Origin of the sequence: Saccharothrix syringae (assembly GCF_009498035.1) — a bacterium.
GTDB classification, from domain to species: Bacteria; Actinomycetota; Actinomycetes; order Mycobacteriales; family Pseudonocardiaceae; genus Actinosynnema; species Actinosynnema syringae.
In genome coordinates, this window is sequence record NZ_CP034550.1 from 3,155,851 (window position 1) to 3,171,574 (window position 15,724).

Annotated in this window: 12 protein-coding genes; 3 read left to right on the top strand and 9 right to left on the bottom strand. The window is 69.9% G+C overall.

Translation table 11 applies throughout. The features are described from left to right. Positions 1-6: 6 nt before the first annotated feature. The 5 genes from EKG83_RS14440 to EKG83_RS14460 form a co-directional block, all read right to left on the bottom strand. Positions 7-1,872, bottom strand: a complete 1,866-nt coding sequence (locus tag EKG83_RS14440; RefSeq protein ID WP_033435796.1) for a VirB4 family type IV secretion system protein — start codon at positions 1,870-1,872, stop codon at positions 7-9. Then, positions 1,872-2,975 carry a PrgI family protein gene (locus EKG83_RS14445; protein ID WP_084717191.1) on the bottom strand — a complete coding sequence of 368 codons (1,104 nt, stop codon included), beginning with the start codon at positions 2,973-2,975 and terminating at the stop codon, positions 1,872-1,874. The genes EKG83_RS14440 and EKG83_RS14445 overlap by 1 nt, the downstream gene beginning before the upstream one ends. Further along, complete coding sequence (locus EKG83_RS14450; protein WP_051767054.1) at positions 2,972-4,621, bottom strand: hypothetical protein; 1,650 nt, start codon at positions 4,619-4,621, stop codon at positions 2,972-2,974. The genes EKG83_RS14445 and EKG83_RS14450 overlap by 4 nt, the downstream gene beginning before the upstream one ends. Before the next feature lie 395 nt (positions 4,622-5,016). After that, positions 5,017-5,325: a pilin gene (locus EKG83_RS14455; protein WP_033435793.1), complete on the bottom strand. Its 309-nt coding sequence runs from the start codon at positions 5,323-5,325 to the stop codon at positions 5,017-5,019. Between the two features lie 98 nt (positions 5,326-5,423). Further along, positions 5,424-6,446: a hypothetical protein gene (locus EKG83_RS14460; protein ID WP_033435786.1), complete on the bottom strand. Its 1,023-nt coding sequence runs from the start codon at positions 6,444-6,446 to the stop codon at positions 5,424-5,426. Between the two features lie 785 nt (positions 6,447-7,231). On the opposite strand from EKG83_RS14460, the gene EKG83_RS14465 reads away from it, so the two are divergent. Together EKG83_RS14465 and EKG83_RS14470 are read left to right on the top strand one after the other, a co-directional pair. Beyond that, the gene (locus EKG83_RS14465) at positions 7,232-8,062 is read left to right on the top strand and encodes a hypothetical protein (protein WP_228122615.1); all 831 of its coding nucleotides are present in this window, start codon (positions 7,232-7,234) and stop codon (positions 8,060-8,062) included. Continuing rightward, positions 8,059-9,282 carry a TRM11 family SAM-dependent methyltransferase gene (locus EKG83_RS14470; protein ID WP_194283020.1) on the top strand — a complete coding sequence of 408 codons (1,224 nt, stop codon included), beginning with the start codon at positions 8,059-8,061 and terminating at the stop codon, positions 9,280-9,282. Before EKG83_RS14465 ends, EKG83_RS14470 begins: the two co-directional genes overlap by 4 nt. 807 nt (positions 9,283-10,089) lie before the next feature. On the opposite strand, the gene EKG83_RS14475 is transcribed toward EKG83_RS14470, so the two are convergent. Both EKG83_RS14475 and EKG83_RS14480 read right to left on the bottom strand, forming a co-directional pair. Continuing rightward, positions 10,090-11,433 (bottom strand): hypothetical protein, encoded by a 1,344-nt coding sequence (locus EKG83_RS14475; RefSeq protein WP_153278085.1) that lies wholly within the window; start codon positions 11,431-11,433, stop codon positions 10,090-10,092. A gap of 50 nt (positions 11,434-11,483) precedes the next feature. Next, positions 11,484-11,900 carry a hypothetical protein gene (locus EKG83_RS14480; RefSeq protein WP_033435784.1) on the bottom strand — a complete coding sequence of 139 codons (417 nt, stop codon included), beginning with the start codon at positions 11,898-11,900 and terminating at the stop codon, positions 11,484-11,486. Positions 11,901-12,093: 193 nt separating this feature from the next. On the opposite strand from EKG83_RS14480, the gene EKG83_RS14485 reads away from it, so the two are divergent. Next, positions 12,094-13,959: an ATP-dependent nuclease gene (locus EKG83_RS14485; RefSeq protein WP_033435783.1), complete on the top strand. Its 1,866-nt coding sequence runs from the start codon at positions 12,094-12,096 to the stop codon at positions 13,957-13,959. A gap of 193 nt (positions 13,960-14,152) precedes the next feature. Here EKG83_RS14485 and EKG83_RS14490 read toward each other — a convergent pair whose 3' ends face one another. Together EKG83_RS14490 and EKG83_RS14495 are read right to left on the bottom strand one after the other, a co-directional pair. After that, positions 14,153-14,800: a hypothetical protein gene (locus tag EKG83_RS14490; protein ID WP_033435782.1), complete on the bottom strand. Its 648-nt coding sequence runs from the start codon at positions 14,798-14,800 to the stop codon at positions 14,153-14,155. Between the two features lie 96 nt (positions 14,801-14,896). After that, positions 14,897-15,724, bottom strand: a complete 828-nt coding sequence (locus tag EKG83_RS14495) for a sigma-70 RNA polymerase sigma factor region 4 domain-containing protein (protein ID WP_033435781.1) — start codon at positions 15,722-15,724, stop codon at positions 14,897-14,899.

The window sequence follows — 15,724 nt, forward strand, 5'->3', positions numbered from 1 at the left end:
GGTTGGTCAGGCGGCGAGGTCGTCTTGGTGAAGGCCCAGGTCGACGAATGCGGTGTCGGCCTCCTCGTCCGGGCCGGTGGCGTAGGCGGCGAGTTCGGCCGGGTCGCTGGTGACCAGGTGGTGCTCGGTCGGTGAGGCGATGCCGTGGAAGGCCACCCGCTGCGTGCCTGCTGAGAGCAGGCCCTGGCCGCGGTCGGCGGAGAGCAGGAACTGCCGTTCGCCGGCGGAGAGGTCGAAGGTCCGGGTGATCTCGTCGATCGTCTGGGACGCCTGGCGCAGCAACACCTGGGTCGCGGCGTTGGCCACGACGGCCTTGCCCAGGTCGCTGCCCAGCACATCGGCGGTGTCCTGGGTGGCCACGGTCAGTCCGGCCCAGTGTTTGCGGGAGGCTTTGGCCATGCGGAACAGGAACTCCGCTCCGGAGGGTTGGCGCATCAGCAGCCACGCTTCGTCGACCACGACCAGGCGCGGGCGGCGGATCGCCGGGTTGGACACCCGCCGCCACACCGCGTCGAGTACGAGCAGGGTGCCGATGCCCTTGAGCTCGTCGGGTAGGTCCCGGAGGCTGAACACCACGAGGTGGCCTTCGGGATTGACGCTGCTGGGGCCGTCGAACAGCTGCTTGAACGCACCGTCGACGAATGGGTGCAGCCTTGCCGCCAACTCGCCTGCGGCGTGGTCACCGGCCTGCCCGGCGTTGGCGAGCTGGTCGCGCAGGACGCCCAGCGTCGGCGCCGGGCGGGTCCAGGTGCGGACATCGGCCGTAATTCCTACCGACTGGTAGGTCGCGGCGATCGCCCGGTCCAGCGCCGCCCGCTCGGCCCCCTCCAGCTCACCGCCGAGGAGCACGGCGATGACGGTGTGCAGGAACAGCGACCGGCGCACCACCGCGTCCTTCGGCGCCGTGCGGCGGCCGTCGGGACGGGTGTGGACGGGCAGGTCGAACGGGTTGAGGCGGACATCGCGCGCGCCGAGGTGGACGTAGGTGCCGCCCACCGCGGCGGCCAGGCGGGCGTACTCGTCCTCGGGGTCGATCACGGCGATTTCGACGCCGCAGTAGAGGCTGCGCAGCAGTTCCAGTTTGACCAGGTAGGACTTGCCGGCGCCGGAGCGGCCGAGGATGACGCTGTTGTGGTTGTGCATGCCCTCGCCGAACCGGTCCCAGTGCACCAGCCCCTGGGAGCCGAGGTTGTAGCCGTAGAGCACCCCGGACGGCGCGGCCACGGAGGTGGGATCGGGGGCGGGCAGGTCGGGGCTGGTGAACGGGAACGCCGCGGCGAGCGCGGAGGTGTCGAAGGTGCGGCGCATGCCGATCAGGTCCAGGCCCATGGGCAGGGTGGACACCCAGCCCTGCAGCGACCGGTAGGTGGTGTGCTTGGCGTCGAGCAGCAGCGACGCGCACAGTCCCCGCAGGGCGGCCACCTCGTCCGCGAGGGCCTTCTCCGTGGCGGCGTGGACGGTCAGGTACAGCCCGACCCGGAACAGCTTGCCCTCGCCGCGTGCGACGCGGTTGGACAGCTCGTAGGCGTCCTCGGTGGCCGCCTCGACCTGCGGGTCGAACAACCGGCCGTGCTCGGCGGTGTGGCGCCGCCCGGCCTCCAACTTCGCCAACTGGCGGCGCAGCCGCGAGGCGGCGGTGACCGGGTCGATCGGCTCGACGTGCAGCGAGACGTCCAGGCGACCGGGGTAGGTCAGCAGCGGCGCCAGCCAGCCGGGATGGACCTCACGGGGGAACCCGACGACGGCAAAGCTGGACACCCACTCGCCACCGACCTCCAGATGGCGCGCGGCGACGGACAGGGCGTCAGGGGTGAACGCAGCGGCCGCCGGGGACGCGGCCGCGCGGCGGTGGCATCGTGTGCGGGAGCCCATCAGGACCGCCACCTCTCGTCGTCGAAGGCGTCCTCGGTCGGGTCCGGGCCCGCGGTGGTGATGACCTCCTTGGCGCCGGCCAGTCCCGCGGACGGGGGCAGCAGGCTGTCGGGGTTGCACGCCGCGGCCAGCACCGCCGTGGCCTGCCCGGCATCCAGCGGGGTGACCAGGATCCCGGCTGGGGCCAGCAGCTCGATCGCCTCACCGAGGTGGCGCACCAGACGCGACTCCGCCGCCCTCCGAGCGCCGGCATCGACGTGTGCCGGTCTGCGGCGTGCGTCCGCCATCGCGGTGAGCACCGCCAGCGCACCGGGTCCGCCCAGTCCGTCGGTCGGGACCGTTGTGTCGAGCGGTTCGCGTAGCACGAGTAGGACCTGGCGGCGTAGCAGGTTGGACTGCCGGGCGAGCTGGGCGAGGTAGTCGGCGTGTTCGAGCGCGGCGGCTTCCAGGGCGGGGTGTGGCAGTCCGCCCGCGTGGTCGCGCAGCTCGGCGATTGGGGTGGACAGGTCCAGGTGTTCGGTGCGCACGAGCACCTGGACCGGGGCGGTGAGGCTGTGCAGGTAGCGGCCGAACACCGCGACCAGCGCCTCCTGCTCGGTGAGGGTGCGCAGGGCGAAGTTCACCGTGCTCGCGACCGCGACGACCGCTAGGCCGTCGGCGCCCAGGTCGATCACCCCGGTGTCGGTGACGGCCTCGGCCGGCAGCCGCAACGCCGACGGCGAGACCCGCCCGGACCGCGCCGTCCCGTTGTCGCCCGCGGCGGACTGGTCGGCGGCGTCGGCGAGCCAGACCGGGACCGGGCGCACGCCCTCGGGCGCGGTGACCCGGTGGCGCGGGGACAGGCGCTGACGGATTGCGGCGAGCAGCAGTGTGTCCATCGGGACGCCGTCGCGTCGGCCCAGGGCCAGCACCGCCGAGGCCGCGCCGAGCGGAACCGCGACCACGGCGAACACCGGCATCGGCACCAGCGTGCGGGTGACCGCCCAGAGCAGGTAAAGCACCGCTCCGGCGACGGCGAGGATCGCCAGCTGACGCGCGGTCAACGGTCCGAGGACACGGTCGTGCATGTCGACATCGGCCGGGATGCGCACAGGGTTGCTCACCGGTGCTCACCTGCCGGTCGCGCGGGACGGACACGGGGGAGCGCAGCGCCGCCTCGGGCCGGTGACCCCTCGGGCGGTGGTGGCTGTGCCGTGCCGGGTGGGTTGGGTGGTCGGAACAGTACGGGTGCCGGTGTGTGACTCCTGGCGCGGCGGCCGTGCGCGCCGGGCTGCGGCGCTGCGGCGGAGCGGAACACCGCTGCCCGGGCAGGGGCGCTCGCGCGGACCGGGGAAGCCGCAGCCTCGCCGACGGGCGGTCGGAACCGCAGCTCCGGCGGCACGGGCGCGGTGCGCAGCGGCGTGGTGGAGCTTGACGGTGGCGTGGAGCGAGGACGGCCGTCCTGTCCCGCTGCACGGAACACGGGTGCTGCGGCGGTGCCGATCGGGTGTGGTGCGGGAGTCGACTCGTCCTCGGCAGGAGACGCGGAGTGGAACCGCGCCGTGGTGGTGCTGCCTGCGGGGTTCCAGCCGGCGAGGTCGTGCGTGGGTGTCTGGGGTGTGGGTTGGAGGAACCGCAGGTGCTGCTGTCCGGAGACGGTGTGTCGTCGTGCGGACTCCTGGGCGCGTTGGGAGGTGAGGCGGCGTCCGATCGCCTCGGGGCTGAACACCCCGCCGATACCACCCCACTCCCGCACCGGCGCGGGCCACAGCGGGTCCTGCCGACCAGGCGCTCGGGCACCGCGGTCCGCACCGCCCACCACGGACATCGCGTGGGCACTCCTGGTGCGGCCGCCGAGCAGGCCCATGGTCTTGCCGAGCACGAACGCGCGCGCCAAGCCGCCGACGAACGAGCGTTGCCCGCCGCCGATGCGGACTTGCCGCATCACCCAGCCGGGGATCTTGACCAGGATCCACACCAGGGCGATCAGGACGACGAGGTTGACCAGCCCGTCCGGGGTCGGCGCGCCGAAGAAGCGGAAACCGCCGGGGTGTAGGAACACCTTCACTGCGCAGATCAGCGCCAGGCTCTGGCCGACCTGGATGCCCAGTACCCTGGCCCCGGCGCGCCAGAACCAGTGCGCCAGGCCCTCGGTCTGCGGCAGGCCGTGCCACATCACCGCCAGCGGCGCCCCGGCCAGCAGGATCACCGTGAGCGCGACCCGCACGACGTAGCCGACCAACAGCGCGACCAGCAGCACGGTGAGCACCACCGACAACACCCCGGCGAACAACCCGCCCGACACCAGCGCACCCGACACCAGGCTCACGAACAGCTCGGTGACCGCCTGCCCGGAGCCCTGCGGGTCCGGCCCGTCGCCGAGCACCGCCAGCGTCGCGGCGTTGGCCAGACGGATGGCGTGGTCGCCGACGAGCAGGCTGAGGTTGGCGGCCAGGAACCCGACCACCACCCGCGGTGCGATCTCGCGGACCGAGTGGCGGGCCTGCACGCTCTCGTGCCCCATCAGCACGACGCCGGCCAGCACCACCAGCAGCGAGTAGAGCGCCACCGCGAACAGCCGCGACTGCTCCCAGATCTCACCGACCCGGGGCAGGTCGGCCGGCGTCGGCGTGGACAGCAGGGTGCCGCCCAACCACCCCAACAGCACGTTCAACGACTCGCCGACCAGCAGGTGCAGGAACCCGGCGATGCCCTCGCCGATGCACGCACCCGGATTGAGGATCCCGCACTTCGCTCCGGCCGGAGGCACCGGTGTGGTGCCCGTCGGGCTGGCGGGTTGGGACGAGGTCGGGGTTGGTCGTGGCAGACACCCGAGCGGGGGAGGCTGTCCGGGCTGCGGGGTCAGGCACGGGTTCGACGGCGCCGAAGGCGACGGCGCTGTCGTCGGCGAACCCGTCGGGCACGGCACGGGATACGGTCCCGGACCGGCACAGGGATCCGTCGGTGGGGCAGGACGTGGCGTACTCGGCTGCGCGGACGCGGACACCACCAGCACGCAGGCCAGCAACGTGACCACCCCGACGAGCACCACCCACACGATGCGGCGTCGCCGTGCCTGCCGCGGAGGCGACACGGCCCGCACGCTGATCGAAGCCTCGACCCGCAGTTGCTGCTGCGGGTGCACGGGGGATGCGGTGGCCATGGCTAGGCTCCGACGATCCCTTTGAGCACGGTGACGACCAGCGGTGCCAGCGCGGCCAGGCCGTAGCCGATACCGGCCGACTTGAACGCCTGCTTGGCCTTCTCCTGCTCGCCCGGGTCGCCGCCGCCAAACACCCGACGCACGCCCCCCACGGTCAGGGACACCGTCGCCAGCCCGGCGAGGATGCCCATCAACCAGTTGCGGATGTTGTTCAGCACCTCGTCCACACTCCCGGCGACCGCCAGCACCACCGTGTCCGCATGGGCCGCCACCCCGGACGCCAGCAGCACCGGCACGACCAGACCGACCACCGACACCACCCATCGACACGCCCTCCGGCGATGGTCGCGTTGCGGTGCGGAGGTTGTTGCAGGTGTGGTGGTCTTCGGGCGTGGACAGTTGGAGAGGGTCAGGCGCATCGTGGCACTCCCGGAGTAGAGCCCGACAGCCGTTGCGGCGACTCGGGCGAGGACGTGGTGTGCGCGGGGGAGACCGGTGTCCTCCCGCATCCCTGAACTCCGGAAAATCGGCCCCGCGGGGACATCCGCACTGCGGATTTCCGAGCGGCACGCCCGGACGAACCCGTGACCGTGGGTGACGGCGTGGCGTGTTCGGCGGCGTTGGTGATGGTCACCGTGTCGACCGCCCTGCTCGCCGGGTCGTCCTCGCCGGGGCCGGTGTGCGCGGTGTCGGGAGCGTCGTCTCGCAGGTAGGCGAGCAGGCGGTGCTCGGCACGCCGACGGGCCTTCTTCACCGCCTCGCGGGACAGGCCACGCGCTGCTGCGGCGGCGGCCAGCGACACGCTTTCCAGGCGGGTGGAGCCGATCAGTTCGGCCTCGGCGGCGGTGATGGCGCGCTCGGCCACGGCACGGGCGAGCACGAAGTCCGGGTGCCCCCATGGAGGCGGCGGCAGCATCGAGTGGAACCCGTGTCCCGAGGGCACCGGCGCGTCCAACGCCTCCCGCACGCACGCGTGCCCGGCCCGGTAGGCGGCCCACCGCAGACGCAACATGATGCGCGGCCGACGCAGGTCCACCGCGCCGAGTTCGGCGACGAACCCGGCCAACACCGCGGCGTGAATGTCGGTCGGATTGTCCGCGAAGCGCGCCGAGAGCGTGGCGGCGATGGAGGTCAGCGCGGGCAGGGCGACACCGACCGCGCCGACGGTCCAGGCACCGCCCTCGGTACGGGTGAGCAGTACCAGGTGCGCCCACACCGCGTCCCGCACCGCCTGCGGACAGCGCCGGCGCAGCAGCCGGTCGCGCACCTCGTCCAACGGCACCCGCCGCAGCGGGAAACCGGGGAAGAGCCGACCGTCGACCGACACCGGGCGCGGTCCGGTGACCAGCCACTCGAACGCCGACCGGGCGGCGTCCAGCGGCATGTCGTCACGCTCGAAACCCGAGCGCGGAACAGCCTTGCGTGAACTCATGGGACAACTCCTGCGAGCAGGTCGGAAACAACGACCAGCCCAGGACGCCACAAGGGGTAGCACCAACCACTGACCGAACTGGCACCGCGGAGGCACCGACGATCTTGGCGATGTGCTTCAAAGTCGCTGGAAGATCCATCACGAGCGTGAACATGATCGCCTGGTCGGTGTTGTCAAGATCCGGTCCGCCCAGATGGTAATACCAGGCCACCTGCGGTTACGAGGTCGCGGTGCTAGTTCGGTACCAGTTTGGTCATAGCTGTGTCCGTCCGATGACGGCGCGCGGCCACCATGCCCGGAGAGGTCGCGGTGTCGGACCGGAGAAACCGCGAACCTTTTCCGGCGAGCATGGGTTCTCACGCTCCGCGTGAACGCGCCTGGGCCTCTGTCGCCTTCGAGTCGACCGTGAAGTTATTCAAAAAATTGGCCGATCGCGTGTCCCCGAAGAGGTCGTATTCCGGAGTTCAGGGGTGTCATCAGCGCCTCGTACCGACGGGCGCACCCAACCCCGGCGAAAGGGGTCACCCATGACTCGGCCCGACCACTCCGCGCGCCGCCCCTCCCGAGTACGCGCCGACGCCATCCACCCCGGTCCCACCCGGCCCGGCGGGCGGCGGTCGGTGGAGCGCCGCCCGTGGCCAACCGCCCCGACCACCACCCGCGTCAGCCCCGCCAAACCCACCGCATCGCGGTCGCGCGATGCGTCCTCCACACCCACTCCGGCCACCGTCTGGACCGCCGGCTCACACCCGATCGCCCTCGACGCCACCTGGCCCGCAGCACTCGTGGAGCGGATCGTCACCGCGTTCAGCCAACCCGCCGCGCAGATCGTGCTACTGCCCTGGCCGACCCCGAACCAGGACCGGCCGAAGCCGGTGTCACCGCAAGTCGACAGCGTCATCAAGCACGCGCCGGGCACCGAACCGAACCCCGAGCTGGCCGACGCCGTACACACTGTCGAACGCCTCAGCCGCCACGCTCGCGTGGAGCACGTGCCGGCCGATCCGACCGCGACCAACCCGACCTCCCCGCCTCTTCGGACCGGCCATGTCGGCGGCTGCGATCCGGGTTTCGCGACCATCCCGGCGACACCGGCAGCGGCCGTCGAGAAGGGCGCGCACCACGACAAGCCGGTAACGTTCGGCGGCGCGGACCTGGTCATCACCAGCCTCCACCCACGCGACCGCGGCGACCGCGGCGCAGACCTCGTCGCCCTGTTCGCGGCCCGCCTGCTGCGGGTCGGCGGCATCCTCATCGTGCTCACGCACTGTGACTGGACATCAGGTGAGCTGACCGATCCGACCGGTGCCGTGGTGACCGCCGGACAGAACGCCGACCTGCTCTACCTCCAGCACATCGTCGCCGTCCACGCACCCCTCCGCGACGGCCGCTTCCACCTCACCGACACACACCCTGACCACCACTGCGAGGACACACCGGACGACGAAGACACCAGCGACGCGCGGGCCCGCGCCCGGCATCACGCGCCGGTGCGCGGCCTGCCCACGCCGCACCGGCGCATCCACTCCGACGTCCTGATCTTCGCCCAACCGCACGACCACCAGCCGCCGCCCCCGTCGACCGGCGCACCGTCCCACGACGGGGACCTCCGATGAGCGCCACGCGCATTCCCGACCCCGCCCGCTCCGGACCGCGCCACCAGGAAGGCCTGCCCGTGACACACCACCACGCCGTCCAGCCGGTTGTCGACATCACCGCGAACACCCCGGCCGACAGCACCAGCGCAACCGGTGACGGCCCGACCGTGCGCATTCCGCGCGCGCTCATCGCCGCACTCGACGCCTCACCCGACTCCGCGGACGGCCCTGTGGACGCCACACCGGGCAGCGACCCGTGCGACGACCGGTCCGAGCCGTCCGCGGTGTCGGTGTGGACCACCGCGCAGGCCTCCCCGGCCGCCCAGCGCAAGCACACCTACGTCCCGGAGTCGACCGCGCATCCGGCCAAGATGCTGCCCGAGATCGTGCGTCACGCGGTCACCCACTACACCCGGCCGGGCGAGTTGGTGCTCGACCCGATGTGCGGCATCGGCACCACCCTCGTCGAAGCCGTCCGCCTCGGCCGCCGCGCCGTCGGCGTGGAGCATGAACCCCACTGGGTCGACATCGCCCGAGCCAACCTCGACCTCGCCCGCGCACAGGGCGTCGACCACGACGCGCGGGTCTTCCGCGACGACGCCCGCCAACTCATCACCCTGCTGCGCGACGAATACGTCGGACAGGTCGCGCTGGTGGTGACCTCCCCGCCCTACGGCCCCTCCACCCACGGACAGGTCTCCGTCGCCCCCGGACAAGGGGTCCAGAAGTACCACCACCTCTACGGCAACACCCTCGACCGCGGCAACCTCGCCAACATCGGCCACCACCGCCTGCTCGCCGGCTTCACCCGCATCCTCGCCGCCCTGCGCACCTTCCTCAAACCCGGCGGACACGTCGTCATCACCCTCCGCCCCTGGCGCGAACACACCGAACTGATCGACCTGCCCTCCCAGATCGCGGCCTGCGGCCGCGCGGCCGGACTGGTCCCCGTGGAGCGCAACGTCGCGCTGCTCGCCCGCGTCACCGACACCGACCTGATCGCCCGCGGCAGCTTCTTCCAACGCGACTTCATCCGCAAACAACGCGAAGCCGGACTGCCACTGCACCTGATCGCGCACGAGGACGTGCTCGTCTTCCGCAGGGCGCTGCACAACACCGTCGGGCACCAAGCCGTGCACGTACCCGAAGCGCATGTGGTCGACCTCCGGCAGAGCCACCCGCGGCAGTCCACAGCCGACCGGCACGGCGACCCGGACTCGGGAAGCAGGGCGGCGTGACCGGTCATTCACTCCATTCAGCCCACGTGCGAATGGCACGCCGACCGTTCTCGCTTCGGCCCGGCTAGGTCGACACGCCGGACCGGTTCGACCTCGCCGGGCGCAGTTGTCGTCGACAGCGACAGCCCCGGACACGAGGAACTGCGCGCACCGTGAGCGGACTGGTGATCCGTCGATGCCGAAGCAGGTACCGCTACTGCCCATACCGTGCGCCTCGAATGTCGGGGATCGTCTGGCACGAAAGCCGAGCCGGATTCGCGAATCGCTGACAGCCGGTGCTCGTCTTCGTGGACGGCCCGGACGTGAATGCTGTAGGGCTGTCGTTGCCGATGCCGCGTGCCACGAAGGGCTGCCCGGTGCTGCGGGATCGCGAGAGCGAGTTGACAACTGACCTTCGCGTTCATCCGACTACGTCCCCAGGGCAGGGCGGCCGGCGCCATCCGTAGCGGTACCTCGCTCCAGGAGTCGTACCGGGGAATCGATCCTCAGGAGGCCGACCTCGGTGGTGAGCCGGGGCGTCTACGAGTTCCCAATCCACCGCCGGGAGGTGCTGTTCGGCGTCCGGTCATACCTCCGGCATAGCCTGGCAACTGTGGCCGCTCCCTGCTTCTCCTGCTTTCAACGAGCACCTTGGGCCTGCTATCCAGGGGTTCAGCACGCTGCTCGCCACCACGACGCTGCCGACCACGGCGAGCTTCGCTCGCCGTGGTCACCGCGACATCGCGTGGCCGCCTCCGTGGTCCGACAAGCCGGTGTGCAACGGGCAGGGCGAGCAATGTAATAACTTCAGTGTCAACCGAAATCTTCTCACTTGGACGCAACCACCCAGGGCACGGGACGGGTGTCGCCCGCCCAACCGCCCGGGGCGAGAACGGTTTGATAGGAGCCGCCGTAGTTCAACCACTTGAGGATCAGCATGTTGAGGTAGTGGCGGGTCAGCAGCCAGATGTCGGTGAGCAGTCCTTTGATGTCGTGCACCTCGTCCCTGGGCATTTTCGGGTGCACCAGGCGGTTGCGAATCCTGCTCACCGCAGTGGGGCCGTCGACACCGTCCGGTGCCTGGGCTCGGGCGAATCGCGCGAGAGCGGGTTGGAGGCTGCTGTCGACTTCCAGCGGTACGCGGGCGGTCGCCAGCAGCCTCCGCAGCCTGCCCTCGGCGCGGAGGTTGTCGTACCGGCTCTTGCTCATGCCTTCGTCCAGCACGAGGGTGACCCAGGTGAGCAGTTCGATCGCCGAGAACGCGGTCATGATCCGTTGCTCGACGCGGCCGGTGTGGTTGCTCTCGATGGCCATCGACAGCAGCAGCCTGGTGGTGTGCTCCCGGTCCGGATCGGCGAATGCCGCGTAGGCGCGCGTCAGCAGGTCGTGCAGGTCGTGTGAACGGGATTCGAACAGCCAGGCCAAGGCGCCCTTGCGGGCGGGATCGCAGAAGGCCGGTACCCAGCGCTGCCAGACGATGGCGTCCCCGGAGTCGAAACCGACGGGGATCGCGGGTGCCACCCAGCGGCCGAAGCCGAAGGACGCGCCGAAGTGGAGGGCCTGCAGGAGTGGCTCGACATCGCCCGGGGTGAAGTCGGCCCCGTCGACGCGGGTGATCTCCATGACGTGGGTCATGACGAAGTTGTTCTCCTCCCGTAGCACGGCCCACACGTCGGAGTGGTCGGGACGGCAGTCCATCGTCAGTTGCCACAGGTCCACGGTGACCTGCCAGCGGCCGGTCCAACGTCGCCGTCCGCCGGCCTCGGGCTGCTCGATGACCCCCGGGCTACGGATTGCCGGGAAGTTCATCCAGTGGAGCACGACGCGGCGCAGTCGGGCTTCGCCGTTGCCGAGAGTGGGTGCGTTGAACCGGCCGGTGTCGAGGGTGCGGCGTGGACCGTCGACCGGGTGCACACCGCTCGGCAGGTGGACCTGCAGGCGGAGGTCCGGCTCGTCGAAGCTGTTCAGCGCCCAGGGCATGGGCGGGATGTCGTCCAGTCGCCAGACGATGTCCAGTTCGGAGCCGCACCGCACCCGGACCGAGCCGTTGAACTCACCGCCGTCGACCTCCAGCAGCGGACCGTCGTACAGGACGATGTCCTGGCCGGGCCGGTTGAAGGGATAGACGGGAACCAGTGCGGTGGCGTCGCGAGGACTCTCCTGACCGGGCATCACACCTCGACCTCTTCTCCGGAGTGCATCGGGCCTCGAGGTGGCCCACATCAACAGCGGCGGACCTGGTCTTCGTCCAGGTGTCCAGCGAAGCGCTCCGCGAGCTCCGTCCAGTCGGCCGACGGGAGTCCGGTGTTCTCCTCCAGCATCTCTCCCGGGTCGTAGAGGTCGGCGTCGAAGCGCCACGTGGGGATCCACCACGGACCGTCGGGCTGCCATTCGGCCACGACCGCACCCCGTCGCCGCGGACTGGCGTGCATGATGCGGACCAACACCTTGTTCGTCATGTCGGGGCGCACAGCGGGGAACCGGACCGCCGGTGGCCATGACTGCCAGGCGCGCCGAAAGGCCGACTCGAGGTCACCGACGGCCGAGGTGACCGCTGAAATGCCCAGGTTGATGCACCCCGCGGCCAAACCGGCGGCCACGGCGGTCTCCTGGTCCGCTTTGCTCGGCTTCCCGTCCACTCGTTACTCCTCGTCACAGCTGGTCGACAGGCTCGAATGATGGCAGTCATCATTATTTCAGTGGACACCGAATAATGCACGGTGAAACACCGTGCGATCTCGAAACAGGACGAGGACTGTCGGACCCTCGACGTACTGTGGAGCCGCTGTCGGGGCAGCCGCCGTAACCGTCTTGACCGGGAAGAGAACGTCCATGCGTTTGCTGTCCGCCCACATCGCCAAGTTCAAGAGCATCAGCGACTCCACCGAGTTCACCCTGGCCGACGACGTCACGGCGTTGGTGGGCAAGAACGAGTCGGGCAAGACCGCGGCCCTGGAGGCCCTGTACCGGGTGAACCCGCTGCCCAGCGGGCACCCGACCGGCTTCGAGGACCTGCGGGACTACCCCCGGCGCTACCGGGCCCGGGACAGGGCTGCGATCTCCGAGGCCGTGCCGGTGAGGGTGGCCTTCCGGCTCGAACAGGCCGACGTCGATGCGGTGACCGGGCAGTTCGGGCCCGGCGCGCTCACGGGCGACACGCTTGTCGTCAGCCGCAGGTACAACAGCGACAAGACGTGGTACGAGGGACAGCGGACCATCGACGGCCTGGCTGCGGCACGTCATCTGGTGGCCAAAGCGGGTCTGGAGGTCGGGCGGTACGCCGATGCCAAGACCATTGAGGACTTGATCGCCGCTCTGCGCGCCGACGAGGACGCCGACGCGGCGGTCCGGCTGGCCGAGGAGCTCGCCGGACGGGATCTGGACGCCGAGATCGGAAGGGTCCTGCACCGGCGGCTGCCGAAGTTCCAGTACTTCGACGAGTACAACGTGCTGCCCGGCAGCGTGTCGATCCGCAGGCTCCAGGAGGTCGCCGAGGACGACCTCAAGCCGGAGGAGCGGACCGCGTTGTCGCTGCTGCGGCTGGCCGGGGTGGAGTCGGAGGAGTTCACCGAGGACTCCTACGAGAGCCGTAAGGCCGCGCTGGAGGCCGCGGCGAACGAGTTGACCGACCAACTGTTCGACTACTGGACGCAGAACCAGGACCTGTCGGTCGAACTCGACATCGAGTTCAAGGCCGTGCCCACCCCGCAGGCGCCGCACCGCACGGAGCCGTGGCTGCACATCCGTATCCGCAACCAGCGGCACCGGGTCACGCTGGACGTGTCGGGTCGTTCGAAGGGCTTCATCTGGTTCTTCTCGTTCCTGGCCGCGTTCTCGGAGTACACCGACGCCGAGCGGCGGATCGTCCTGCTCGACGAGCCGGGGCTGAACCTGCACGCCAAGGCCCAGGCCGACCTGCTGCGCTACGTCGAGGAACGCCTCGCCCCGCACCACCAGGTCGTCTACACCACCCACTCGCTGTTCATGATCCAACCGACCAGGCTGGAACGCTGCCGCACCGTCGAGGACGTCGACGACAAAGGCACCACGATCAGCCAGGACATCTGGAAGGCACGGGCGGACACGGTGTTCCCGCTGCTGGGCGCCCTCGGGGTCGACATGACCCAAACCCTGGTCATCGGCCCGCACCAGTTGCTGGTCGAAGGGCCCTCCGACGTCGTGTACCTGACCGTCATGAGCGAGGTGGTCCGCCAGGCCGGTGGCACCCCGCTCGACCCGCGCTGGACCATCACCCCCGTCGGCGGCCTGGACAAGGTGCCCTCGTTCGTCTCCCTGCTCGGCGGCAGCGACCTGAACATCGCCGTGCTGATGGACGTCGCCGCGGGCGGCAACCAGCGCATCGCCCAGCTGGCCACCCGCGGCCTGCTCGACAACGGTCGCCTGATCTACCTCACCGAGATCACCGGCACCACCGAAGCCGACATCGAGGACCTGTTCGACACCGACTGGTACCTCGAACTGCTCGCCGACTCCGAAGTGGGCAGGTTCGCCAAGTCCGAGCTCAACGGCGGTGGTCGCGTCGTCAAGCAGGTCGAAGCCCTCCACGGTGGCCGTTTCGACCACTACCAGCCCGCCAACCACCTCATGCGCTCTCCCGGCAGCCTGCTCGAACGGATCGACGCCGACACCCGAAACCGCTTCCAGAACCTGTTCACCAGGCTCAACGCACTGCTCTAGGTGTACTGCGCCCCACATGCTCGTGATCGACTTGGGTGTCGACCAGACAGAGGGACGCCCACCTTGTGAGCTCGTCAGTGGACAAACGTGTCGTGCTGAGCCGGCTCACACGAGGAACGACCAAGCACCCGTTCGACGGGCGCACCGATCGCAGCGCGACTTGTGCCGAACCCCCGCGCAGAGGGGTTCGGCCCTAGTGGCGCGCGTAGCCGTACCGCCTGATCACCTCCTTGCGTCGTCGTACGGCGTCGGCGCGGTTGTCGCACGGCCACGCCGTCCACACATGTCCTTGCCGGTGGAGGCGTTTCGCCTGGACTCGGAACTGGTTGGTCATGCCCACGTAGACCGGTCTGTCGTGCTCGTCGAACAAGGCGTAGACGACGTCCTTCCACCGCGGGGGTACCACCGTTCCGTCCAGCCCTTCCCACCCCGTGCTCCCCTTCCAGACGCCGTCCGCGCTCTTCGGCGACGCGTGGGCGAACCGGCGGATCGCCGGGCGGTCGAAGCCGACGCGTTCTTTCCAGCGGTCGAGGTAACCCTTGACCGCCCATGCTCTGACCTGGTCGTACGCGTCGAGCAGGCCCCACCAGTCGGGCTTGTCGCCGTCGAGGAGCAGTGCTGCCCGGCGAATGAACTCGCGCTCGGCGGACAGTTGTTCCTCGAGGAGCGCGGCCCGCTGCTCGTGCAGGCGCTGGGCCACCTCGACGGCCTCTTCGAGTCCGAGGCCGTCGAAGTGGGCCGGCTTCGTCTCGTCGGCCCGGGCCTTCTGCCAGAGGTCGTCGAAGCGGTCCAACCAGTGGTCGGAATTCCCGTCACGGGTGGAAGCGGCCATCACCTGCACGACCGCGATTATCTGCAGTTCGATGCAGGGGGACGATGCTGATCAGGGGCTTTGCGTCACAGACATGTCCGTGACGCAAAGCCCCTGAGGTGTGTGTCAGCTGGCGAGTTGTGCCTCGGTGCGCCAGGCGATCATGCGCACCTCGGCCAGGATCTCTTCGGTTTCGACCGCTCCGACGTGTGCCCGGATGGTCTTGAGGCTGATGGACTTGTTCACCCGGGCAGCGTTTTGGGTGATCCCGAGGAGCTCTGCGATCTCGCGGGGCTTGCGCCCTTCGGCCGACAGCCTGAGCACCTCGGCTTGACGCCTGCCGAGCGACTTGAAGACGCTGACGATCGTGTTGTCCTCGTCCTCCTCAGTGGTCCCCTGGGCAGGAGCGGTGGGGCGGGTGTTGCCGTCGAGCCGGAGCGCGACTTCCCGGAACACGTCGTAGATGCGCTCACGGGGGTGGCCGGTGATCTCCGCGATCTCGGTGATGGTGTAGCCCTCCAGGAAGTGAGCCATCGCCTCGATCATGTCCGGTGCGGTCTTCGCGACCACTTCCATCAGGTCGGTCCGCTGCTCGTGCGCCAAGGACGGCTGGTGGAAGAGGGGTGTTCGCCCGAGGCGGTTCAGTTCCGTCGACGATCCAATGGGAACCACTACGGAACGCGAGCGCGCCTCGTAGTGGTCGATCACCATGTGCTTGGCGACCTTCACCGCGTAGCCGACAGGCGACTCGACCACGTCGAGCATCTGGTTGCCGAAGCGCCTGACGACCCGGCTCGTCACGTCCTGGACGAGGTCGTCGACGCAGTCGGCCGGCACCCTCACGCTCAGAAAGGCGGCGACAGCGGCGCGAAGGCCCGTCCAGTCGAGCTGCCCGTAGCGTTCGTCGGGCAACGCGGCCTTGAAGGCCACTTCAGCGTGGTAGTTGGACGTCAT